Source organism: Psychrobacter sp. 1U2, from assembly GCF_051847575.1.
The window spans coordinates 1-507 of sequence record NZ_JBPYDC010001870.1 but is presented as its reverse complement, the minus strand read 5'-3'; the positions used below and the strand labels follow the sequence as shown (position 1 = coordinate 507).

Sequence of the window (507 nt, the reverse complement as noted above, 5' to 3'; positions counted from 1 at the left end):
AAATCGTCTTTACTTCTGGTGCAACAGAATCTGATAACCTAGCAATCAAAGGTGCAGCACATTTTTATCAGTCTCGTGGTAAGCATATTATTACAAGTAAGATTGAGCATAAAGCAGTATTAGATACTTGCCGTGAGCTTGAGCAAGAAGGTTTTGAGATCACGTACCTTGAGCCGCAAGCAAGTACTGGTCTTATTTTGCCAGAGCAAGTTAAAGAAGCCCTTCGTGACGATACCATCTTAGTATCACTTATGATGGTAAATAATGAGCTTGGTACGATTACCGATGTTGCTGCTATTGGGGAGATTACGCGTGACGCAGGTGTTATTTTCCATGTTGATGGTGCTCAAGCTGTCGGCAAGGTAGTGATCAACCTTGAAGAGATGAAAATTGACTTGATGAGTTTTTCTGGTCACAAAGCATATGGTCCTAAAGGCATTGGCGCATTATTTGTTCGCCGCAAGCCGCGCATTCGCCTAAAAGCAGAGCAGCATGGTGGTGGTCATG

Annotated in this window: 1 protein-coding gene; it reads left to right on the top strand. The window is 43.2% G+C overall.

Annotated elements, in window-relative coordinates:
- Window positions 1-507: aminotransferase class V-fold PLP-dependent enzyme (locus ACS8FD_RS24865; RefSeq protein ID WP_439277806.1), on the top strand; the 507-nt coding region annotated here is incomplete at both ends.